Source organism: Dysgonomonas sp. ZJ709, from assembly GCF_011039195.1.
In the GTDB taxonomy this organism is placed as follows: domain Bacteria; phylum Bacteroidota; class Bacteroidia; order Bacteroidales; family Dysgonomonadaceae; genus Dysgonomonas.
Map to the genome: position 1 here is coordinate 42,414 of NZ_JAAKEM010000004.1, position 10,445 is coordinate 52,858.

Sequence of the window (10,445 nt, forward strand, 5' to 3'; positions counted from 1 at the left end):
GTGAGGCGGATATCTTTATAAAGAATTGTCGGACAATCATTAAAAAGTAGGAAAAATAATCTTTCTTTCGGGTCAAACATTTTAACTTTGTTTTCATCTGAATAATTAACTGTTACCTTTTTATGATTATGAGAAAGAATGTAATCTTATTTCTATTTGCAGCGGTATTTTCTTTGCCGCAGATATTCGCTCAGGAGGCACGGCTACTACGTTTCCCATCTACCAATGGGCAGGAGGTCGTTTTCTCTTATGCAGGCGACTTGTATAAAGTTCCTGTCAGTGGGGGAGAAGCCCAACGTCTGACATCGCATGTCGGTTACGAAATGTTTCCTAAATTCTCGCCCGATGGTAAAACAATTGCTTTCACAGGGCAGTATGATGGTAATACCGAAGTGTTTACAATCCCATCTGTGGGAGGTGAGCCGCTCCGTGTGACGTATACCCCTACAAATAGCAGGGACGATCTTGGCGATAGAATGGGACCTAATAATATTGTAATGACTTGGACTCCCGATGGTAAGAATATAGTTTACCGTAATCGTATAGGTAGTGGTTTTATCGGACGTTTATATACCGTTAGCAACGAAGGTGGATTATCTGATGTGATTCCATTGCCCGAAGGAGGCTTTTGCAGCTATTCGCCCGATGGCAAGAAGCTGGCATACAATCGTGTGATGCGTGAGTTCCGTACATGGAAATACTATAAAGGAGGGATGGCCGATGATATTTGGATATATGATCCCGCAAGCAAATCGGTAGAAAATATAACAAATAACGATGCACAGGATATTATGCCGATGTGGATTGGTGATGATATCTATTTCATTTCTGATCGTGACCGTACGATGAATATATTTGCTTATAATACAAAAACGAAGCAAACAACTAAAGTTACTAATTTCACAGATTACGATGTGAAATTTCCGAGCCATCACGGAAATACTATTGTATTCGAGAATGGAGGATATTTATACAAACTTGATGTGGCAAATAAACAACCTGTGAAAATAAATATCTCTTTGACCTCCGACAATATTTATGCACGAAGCGACATCAAAAACGGCGACAAGTATGTTACAAGTACAAGTGTATCGCCCGATGGAGAACGCCTTGTTATTACAGCTCGTGGTGAAGTGTTCAATCTTCCTGCTGATAAAGGCGTGACTAAAAATATGACACGTTCGCCGGGAGCGCATGACCGTAATGCACAATGGTCGCCCGATGGAAAATCGATTGTTTATATTTCGGATGCCACAGGAGAAACTGAATTGTATATACAAGATGCAACCGGTTCGGAACCTGTACAACTGACAAAGAATAATGATACTTATATTCGTGGCTTCGAATGGAGTCCCGATTCTAAGTCTATTGTCTATACCGATCGTAAAAACAGGATTAATCAGTTGACTTTAGCGACTAAGCAAAAAACTGTGCTACTGACTGATCCTGTAGGTGAAATACAAGGTGTAGCTTTTTCGCCCGATAGCAAGTGGTTGACATATAATCGTATGGAATCGAATAACTTTGACGTAGTGTATGTCTTTAATATTGCAGAGAAAAAAGAGACTGCGATAACTGATAAGTGGTACGAATCGTATAGTCCGGTTTTTAGTAAAGACGGAAAATATTTAATATTTGCTTCTGCCCGCGATTTTAATCCTATATATGGATCGAAGGAATGGAATCATGTTTATCCAAATTCAGGTGGTGTTTATATGGCTCTTTTATCGAAAGCTACACCATCACCATTTTTGGAGAAAGATGCGGAAGTAAAAACGGATAGTAGTGCTAAGAAACCCGAAACAGAGAAGAAAGATTCTACATCTGTTATAAAAATTGATTTTGACGGTATAGGAGATAGAATCATAAAGCTACCGATAGGACAGGCTAATTATTGGAATTTCTATTCGGATGGTGCAAAAATATATTATTCTAAAGGTCAGGATGCTTGTGTGTTTGATTTGAAAACTCAAAAAGAAGAAACTATTGCCGAAGGTGCATCAATGTTTGTAGGTAATAGTGATAAGAAAGCTCTGTTTATAAAGAATAAACAATTTTTTGTAACCAATATTCCGGCAGGAAAAACAGAACTGAAAGATCCTGTTAATCTTTCCAATATGAAAATTACGACTGATTATCCTCAGGAATGGAGTCAGATATTTAATGAGGCATGGCGTGTATATCGTGATGGATTCTATGTTGAAAACATGCACGGTGTAGATTGGAAAGCAATGAAAGAAAAGTATTCGGTACTTCTTCCATACGTGAAAAACCGTCTCGATCTTAATTATGTGATAGGTGAAATGATTGGTGAACTGAACTGCGGTCATGCTTATGTGAATCCGGGGGAATTAGATCGTCCTGAGCGTATCAATATGGGGCTGCTAGGCGCAGAGGTTTCGAGAGATAAAAGTGGCTTTTTCCGCATAGAAAAGATTCTTCAAGGTGCATCATGGAGCAAGAACCTCCGTTCTCCGCTTACAGATGCAGGTATAGAAGCTAAGGCAGGCGATTTCATTGTTGCTATCGATGGAGTTCCTACCAATACAGTGAAAGATATGTATTCATTGCTGGTAGGTAAAGCGGGAGTTCCAACTGAAATATCATTGAATAGTAAAAATCAACTGGCAGGTGCACGCAAAATAGTGATAAGTCCGCTGGATGAAGAAGATTCTTTGTATCAGTACGAATGGGTACAAAATAATTTGAAGAAGGTTGAGAAAGCATCGAATGGCAAAATAGGCTATATCTATATCCCGGATATGGGTGTTGATGGATTAAATGAATTTGCACGCTATTTCTACCCTCAATTAGATAAAGAGGGGCTGATAATAGATGATAGAGCTAATGGTGGTGGCAATGTTTCACCAATGATACTGGAGCGTCTGTCTCGTGAGCCTTATCGATTGACTATGCGTCGTGGTTCGACTCGTGTAGGTACTGTTCCCGATGCTGTACAGGTCGGTCCTAAAGTATGTTTGATTAACAAATATTCTGCATCAGACGGAGACTTGTTCCCTTGGGGATTCCGTGCTTTAGGCTTAGGTAAGCTAATCGGAACACGTACATGGGGTGGAATTGTTGGTATATCGGGTTCCTTGCCATTTATTGATGGAACAGACATACGTGTGCCTTTCTTCACGAGCTATGATGCTAAAACAGGACAATGGATTATCGAGAATCATGGCGTTGATCCTGATATTCAAATCGATAATGATCCTGTTAAAGAATGGAATGGCGAAGATCAGCAATTAGACAGAGCGATCGAAGAAGTGATGAAAGATCTTAAAAATAGAGAGCCCTTTAAACCTGTTCCTGCTCCTAGAGTTTGGAACAAGTAAAATTATATAAGAGTAAATAAAACAGGGCTTGTGGAAATAAATCCACAAGCCCTGTTTCAATAAATGCCTTTGAGAAACGATAGTAAGGCTTTTATTTTTTCTTCTTTAACAGGTTCTTTGCCAAACCTGTTCCTGCATTAACTGCTGCTTGACCTAGAATACCTCCACCAATAAGCTGACCGGGAATAGAGGTTGCAGAATTTACAAGCATCGATTTGGGATCGATCATGAACTTAGGATTATCAGTTGTGCCTTTAACAGTCATAGCTATATTATTTATTAATCCGACTCTCAATGGTCCGGGAAAATATAACGAAACTTTGTAATTGATACTCTTGTCTAAACCTGTACTTCCTCCAAGATTTAATTTGGTTCCAAGTATTTTAACATCAAAAGGTTTTGTCGTCAATTTGCCATCCTGAACAGTGAATTCCACTATCACATTTTTAGCTATAAAAGAACTGAGGGATTCTAGTTTGACTTTAGCGGCTAATTCATCTAGGATTTTAATACCACCTTTTACTTTTATAACGTCAGTTTTCATTGTGCCACTTCCTTTTATATTAGCTAGTGTTTGATCTTGATTCTGATCTATAATTGTCGTGAAACTCATCTTCATGGAATAAGTTCCTATTATTTTTTCAAATACAGGAGCAAACTTACCGATAGCTTTTACCGATTGGAATGTCTCAAAGAATGACATCTTATTCATATCCAAGGCCATATTTAATAATGGCTTGGACGGATTTTGTGCTGTATTATACGATCCGTTTGCTTTGCAATATCCTCCTAAAGTATTTGCTGTGAGATTCTTCATTGTTATTACCCCACTTTTTATTGTAATGTTTCCATCCAGATTGGTGATATCTGTTTTCTCGTATGTGACTTGTTTTAGAGACGCAGTTAAAGCCAAATCTAAATTCTTAGGAACGATAAAGGGTTTTGACGATTTCTTAGACCCATTGCCCGTAAAATCGTTCACATTGAAATGAGCTGATTTGATATCTAACTGACCTTTCAATGTTTTATCTGCAACAATATAGCCTAAGAGATTCTCTAAACGACCTTTTATCGAAAGATCATTATTGCCGATTCTGATATTGAAAGAGGAGAGATTTACAAGTTGATGATTCAGTTTTGCAGCAGCATTCTTGATTTGGATAGTCGGTTGTTTCTCTCTTTTGAATAATATATTACTCAGATTTAATTGACCTGCTATTTTAATTTTATCATATTCATCTTTTTCTATATTCGATAAGTTAGCTGCCATATCTAAATCAGCATCAATCTTTCCGCCGATTTCTAAACCCTTATCAAGAGGATATATCTCTTTAATCAAATCCAGATCAAGTATACCCTTTAAATATACTTTCATGTGAAGATCGCTAACAGGTGTCTGTACACTCAAGTTCGATTTGAAAGCATTACCTCCTATATTGAAGTCAAACCTACTGATGTCTACTTTTGTGCTATCTAATGAACCACCTTCGTTTTCCATTAGAAAATCAATATTAATATTGTCTACCGATTTGGGTAAAGACGAATATTTAAACATACTGTTATGTACGAAAAGCTTAAGGCTGAAAGCCGGATATACTTCATCTTGCATCAATCCTTTTACATAGCCATCTATCGATACTGCACCCGATGCTTCCAAATCTTCGAAATCTTTAGTGTAAATTGAAGGTACGACAGATAGTATATCTTTGAAATCGGTATCTAGAGCTGTTAATTTAAAATCGAAGTTTATTCCCTTTTTTTCAACTAAAGTGAATGACCCATCGATATGAGTTTTTACTTCATTCAATTGTACATCACTTTTGGTAAGGGTAAATTTTTTATTCTTAAGATCGGCAGAAAAAGAAGAATTAGTTGTAAGCTTTAATTTATCCAGATAAGGAATATCTTTTATGAAAAGTGAAAATTCATCGATTATAGAAGTCGTTTTTATACTGCTCTCATCACCTGCGAAATCGGCGGAAATAGTTCCATTCCATCCTGTAATGATAGTCTTTACATGTGATATCTGATCTTCGTAAACAGCATTACATCCTGTTAGCAATATGTTTTGTATTTGAAGTTTGAAAGGTTTACTATCATTAGAAATATTTATTTTACTGGAATCTTTCTTGACTATATCCCAATTGCTTTGTCCGCTAGGTAATATTTTAATATAAACCGAAGAACTATCTAATTTCAGCTGGCTTATATTGTATCTGCTGCGAATCAAATTGATAAGACTCATCGATACTTCGACGGATTTTGCCTGAATGAGCGTATCACCTTCAAAATTGTCAATTCCGCTTAGTATAACATCATAGAGGGAAAGTGTAGCATATGGAAAATTAGAGATGAGGTTCAGGCGTAAGTCCCTTATCTCAAGTTTTGCATTCAATTGCTCATCTGCTTTTTTTATAGCGGCTTTTTTTATTATTCCACTAAATAAAAATGGTAGTGCAATCAATATAACTACAAGAATAAGGATAACAATTCCACTAATTTTTAAGCCCTTTTTCATTGTGATATGAGATTCATTGATGTAATCTTAGATATTGCAACCATCGAAGATTCCATAAAATTATCATTCTATAAATCTATCTAAATTTAAAACGGAATATGGGATGAAATGTTCAGCAGAATTAGGCTATTGCAGGCGATATTCGTATGATAGCTCCAGTATTAAAATGCTTCGTTCAACGATATAAATAATCCTTGCGAGCCATTAGTTGCCCATGCGTAGTCGAGATTGACATTGGAGCGGCTTCTCTTATTGATCATAACACGTAAACCGATGCCATAAGCTAAATTTACATGTTGGAAAAGATCGACATTTTCGGTACGGCTGCTGGCGGTAGCTGTGTTGGCGAAAATGACACCTCCGAGTGTATCACTGTTTTTTTGTAAAGGGAAGCGGTATTCTACTTCAGTATAGACTAAATCCTCTCCTCTGAACCGTCCCGATGTATATCCTCTACCTGAGCGGCTGAATTTATCCCAACCGATAGCCGGTAAGTTCATATAAGGTACATCGCCACTTGTTACAAACCATCCGTAAGTCCAGATACCGATAAGATGTCGTGGACGTTCTTCCGACAGATTGAAATAGTCACGGTATTCTAACCATAATGTACTTGAACTTTTTGTACTTCCTATCATTTTAGGATTTGCTCTCCAACTGGCAAAGGCATATCTGCCGGAATAAGGATTAGCAACATTATCTCGGCTATCAAACATCGCATTGAGGGATACTCCCGATACGGTATTCCCATCGGGGCTAAAGCCTTTTAACGTATTATATCGATAATGATTTGTTATGTCCTGAGGTTCTTTATCTAAATTGAGTAAATGGTCGTTTATATTATAGATCACATCTAGATGATAGCCCAAACCATAAAAGAAGCGGGTGTCCTCATGTTTTTTCAAAAGGGTGAGGTATGCTCTGATAAAGTCGTATTCCATCATTTCTTGTCTTCTGAGATAGTGAGTTTCCGAGAAATCATAATCATCATTATTTACTAGAGGATGAACCGATCTGTTATTTGTACCTAAACCATAAGTCGGTTGCGAAGTAATCTGATATCTCAGATCGGCTAACAGATTCCATTTATCACCTTCGAGAAATGTATTTCCCCGTACGCTGAAGAAGAGCTGTTTATTTGTTGTATACACCAAAGAGGCGACAGCAGACGACATACTCGTATTTTGCCTATCGCCCATGTACCAAGTGAAACCGGGTGAGAATCCGAATGCAAAACCCACAGTAGGATTTGTAGCTACGACGGGAAAAGGGATGATATTTATTTTTTTCTCTTGACCCTTGGCGCAAAGAGCTATTAACGAAAATATAACGAGTAGTAAGAGTGCTATTAATATCTTTTTCATTCTATATTGTGTAATACCCCTTGTGATAATTTAGATGAAGGGTCTACTAGAATGTTAACAAAGCTAGTGTTGAATAGTTCATTATTTAAGGAACATAAGAGTAAACAATACTGAGTACTGAAGCAGCTTATTTTAATATATAGGATGGTGTATTGGTCTCATTCAGATATTTCTCAATTTCTTGTATATTAGCATCTTTCAATATGATCTTTTTGTCTTTATCCAGTAAGTAAAGTGTTGGAATAGCTTTTAAGTCATATTGTTTCTTATTCATTACAATTTGCTCTTTATCATAGCTGTTTACCCAATTTGACGGTATGTCAATCAGGTGCTTTTTCCAGATTTCCAAATCCTTATCGGGATAGAGTGCTAAAATTGCTAGTGATTTATCTTCCAATTTATTATTGAGTGTGGGAGATGCTTTTATGTAAGATGTAATCTCGGCACAAGCATGGCAATCTGGATTATAGAATAAGACAATCGTATAATTGCCTTCGATGTTGTACAATGTACCTTTCTTTCCCGACTGTAGTGTATAGCTTATATCTGTTGCTTTTTCTCCGATTCGGTTTTTATACATCATATCCAAATCGAACTTTATTCGTTCCTTATCAGTATCATTGGTTTTAGAATCTGTAGTTATATATTCGGCAACCGGAATGTATAGTTCCTCATTCCTCAATGGTGAATTAGGATCGTAGAGATATTTTTCAGATAGCTCTTTGAAATAAGAATACATTCTGCCTGTTTCTTCTTTTTCTGCTTCACCTAATAATTTTTGAATGGATGTGGCAGCGATACTTCTTTCCGTCAGAGGTAATACCTCTATATAATTGACAAATGCCTGTTCTGTAATTTGGGGTAAATTAGTATAAACTGTATCCGAGAAATCGAAATTATCCCAGTAATGAGCCACAAGAAAATCGCCTCTGTCCTTTGGCGTTGTAATATTTGCCGGTATAGAGATCATCACGAACTCTCTTTTTTTCTCTCCTTCGGATGATGTCTCTCCTTCTTTAGAGTTTCCACTACTACATTTAAAGAAGCAGAATGTCATAAATAAGAATATTAGTAATGGATAAATTATCCAAACAAGGATGCGGGAAATGCTGATGTTTTTCATAATTTAAAATATTGAAAACTTATATTTTATATTGTTAATGTCATAATCTCAAAAGCAGACTATTTTACTCTTTAATGCAATGCCTTCATATCCATAACAATATCATTTCACTATTTGTTCTCTCCCTAGCATTAGAACATGGATGAAAAGGTAACTATATCTAATGAGAAAATGACCAGAATGGATGATGAAAATTGTCATATTTTATATATCTCGTCAGCATTCAGAATATTCCTAGAAATATAATAGGCAGATACTCTTTCAATTCTACACGAAGTATTTTCAGAGCCTGACCAATACGGTAGGCAACGGTTTTAGTCGACACACCCATTTTTTCTGCAATTTCTTTATATGTTAAATCATGATAGCGATTCATTTCGAAAGCTTCCCTATAATCTTTAGGTAAATTCTTGATTGTTTGATCTAATGTTCTTAATAAATCGGTATGAGTGTAGAAGTCAGGATCTTCGAACTGTTCGATGAATTTGGAGTATAAATCACTGTGTACTTGTTGCTTAATTTGCAAGTGGGAAATTCTGTTCAGACATTTATTCTTTACTATTGTGAATAATAAAGACTTCAGTGATTTGTCCGAATCTAAAGAATATCTATTCTCCCATAACCACATCATTGTCTCCTGTATGACATCCTCACATTCATTTATTGGAATAAAATTGGACGCAAAGGCATATAAAGCAGCATAATGCTGTTTAAATACGATATCAAAAGTGGCCTCGTCTCCCGATTTCAGGAGAAGAGTAGTTTCGTTGTACACATCCTGTTTAAGCGACATGGGTGTTTTTCAATTTAGGGAGTACAATAATACTATTTAGCAATGATATTCACAAAATATAGAAGCATCTTAACTAACCAAACTAAGAAAAATGCAAGAAAATTGAATAAATCTTTAGTACATCTTCTTTCTGAAATGTATTATATATAGAATGTGTATAAATGCACAATAATTAAGATAATAAATAATGACCGAAGATACTATAATCCGCTATCTATTGAAAGAAACAACCAATGAGGAAAATATCAATACTCAACATTGGATGGAAGAGTCGGATAAAAATAGAAAAACTGTAGAGCAACTTTATTTTGTATTAGAAGCAAATAAAAGGTTGAGAATAATGAATTCTGTCGATACCGATCGGGCACTAGATACATTCAAAAAGAATAGGAAGATAAAGGAGCAAAAGAATAAGAACCAACGCATATTACAGACATTTCAGCGTATAGCTGCCGTCTTGCTATTGCCGATGATATGTCTTTCTTCCTATTTATATTTCTCTCATAGTAAAGTCGCACCATATATTGAAATGGTGGAAATGAAAACGAATGCCGGAATGGTATCTTCATTTAGCTTACCCGATGGTTCTAAAGTCTGGCTCAATTCAAACTCCAGTCTTCGCTATCCATCTACTTTCGATGCTCGGAGCAGGGAAGTGGAAATCGATGGACAAGCATATTTCGAAGTTATGAAGAACAGCAAGCAACCATTTATTGTAAAAGCTCTCGATAATAATTTAAAAGTGGAGGTACTGGGTACTACATTCGATGTACAGGCTTATAAGAAAGACGGGATAGTAGAAACAACCCTTGTTACAGGTAGTGTTCAGTTGGATATTGCCGGAAGGCGAACGAAAACAGTGATACTCCCTTCCGAAAAAGCCGTTTATTCCCTTCATACCAATCAATTGCATATAACCACAGTCGATACCGATCGTGAGATAGACTGGATGTATAATCGTCTGGTTTTCAAAGAAACGCCAATGGCGGAAGTGTTGGCGCATTTAGCTCGTTTTTACAATGTTGAATTTGAAGTTAAAAACAGGATTATCAATACCTATACTTTTACGGGAACATTCGAAGATAAACCTTTATATCAAGTACTCGATTACATGAAAATATCATCTAACATCAATTATAAGATAACATATCCGAAAGATGAGAAGGGAACTAAATCTATTATTGTATTAAGTAAATAGAAACCAAATAAATTATCTGACACATCCGACCTTAAATAAAAAACACTATTAACCTAAAATCTAATTACAATGCCTATGAGAAGATAACCGTTCGAAAATCTAATAAAA

At 36.2% G+C, this 10,445-nt stretch carries 6 protein-coding genes; 2 read left to right on the plus strand and 4 right to left on the minus strand.

Annotation, left to right across the window (positions count from 1 at the left end):
• Positions 1-128: 128 nt before the first annotated feature.
• Positions 129-3,341 carry a S41 family peptidase gene (locus G7Y56_RS04575; RefSeq protein WP_165041479.1) on the plus strand — a complete coding sequence of 1,071 codons (3,213 nt, stop codon included), beginning with the start codon at positions 129-131 and terminating at the stop codon, positions 3,339-3,341.
• Between the two features lie 91 nt (positions 3,342-3,432).
• Here G7Y56_RS04575 and G7Y56_RS04580 read toward each other — a convergent pair whose 3' ends face one another.
• The 4 genes from G7Y56_RS04580 to G7Y56_RS04595 all read right to left on the minus strand — a co-directional run bounded on the left by G7Y56_RS04580 (position 3,433) and on the right by G7Y56_RS04595 (position 9,139).
• Complete coding sequence (locus G7Y56_RS04580) at positions 3,433-5,859, minus strand: AsmA family protein (RefSeq protein WP_165041481.1); 2,427 nt, start codon at positions 5,857-5,859, stop codon at positions 3,433-3,435.
• Positions 5,860-6,020: 161 nt separating this feature from the next.
• Entirely contained in the window at positions 6,021-7,223 is a 1,203-nt protein-coding gene (locus G7Y56_RS04585) for a BamA/TamA family outer membrane protein (protein ID WP_165041484.1), read from the minus strand.
• 127 nt (positions 7,224-7,350) lie between these two features.
• Positions 7,351-8,346, minus strand: coding sequence for a DUF5106 domain-containing protein (locus tag G7Y56_RS04590; RefSeq protein ID WP_255498634.1), 996 nt, complete (start codon positions 8,344-8,346; stop codon positions 7,351-7,353).
• Positions 8,347-8,569: 223 nt separating this feature from the next.
• Positions 8,570-9,139 (minus strand): RNA polymerase sigma-70 factor, encoded by a 570-nt coding sequence (locus tag G7Y56_RS04595; protein ID WP_165041486.1) that lies wholly within the window; start codon positions 9,137-9,139, stop codon positions 8,570-8,572.
• Between the two features lie 187 nt (positions 9,140-9,326).
• On the opposite strand from G7Y56_RS04595, the gene G7Y56_RS04600 reads away from it, so the two are divergent.
• Positions 9,327-10,337: a FecR family protein gene (locus G7Y56_RS04600; RefSeq protein ID WP_165041488.1), complete on the plus strand. Its 1,011-nt coding sequence runs from the start codon at positions 9,327-9,329 to the stop codon at positions 10,335-10,337.
• Positions 10,338-10,445: the final 108 nt, after the last annotated feature.